At 33.9% G+C, this 304-nt stretch carries 1 protein-coding gene; it reads right to left on the bottom strand.

Going from position 1 to position 304, the window contains the following annotated elements; translation table 11 throughout:
- The coding region (locus ACYQ4S_RS12580) for a tyrosine-type recombinase/integrase (protein ID WP_459771519.1) at positions 1 to 304 on the bottom strand (304 nt) is incomplete at both ends.

The following is a 304-nucleotide window of genomic DNA, read 5'->3' as shown; positions in this document are numbered from 1 at the left end:
TTCTACTGAGCTGTGACCTAAAAAATCTCTAACATTATAAATACTAACACCTGCATTGACTAAATGAGTAGCTTTACTGTGTCTTAAAATATGAGGAGATATTTTTGTTTCAATCCTGTCTGGTGTTTCTTCTCTAATGATATTAATATATTTATTCAGTATATATCCAATCCCTTGCCTGGTTAGACGTTCGCCACGACTATTTGTAAATAGTGGTCTTTCATTTTGTAATTGGTATAGACTCAAGTATTTCTTTAGAATATTGCCTGTTTGGGGGAGTAATGGGATGTGACGGTGTTTAGCT

It is taken from the genome of Alkalibacterium sp. s-m-28 (genome assembly GCF_054658175.1).
The sequence above is the reverse complement of the archived record's forward strand: the minus strand, read 5'-3'. Positions and strand labels throughout refer to the sequence as shown.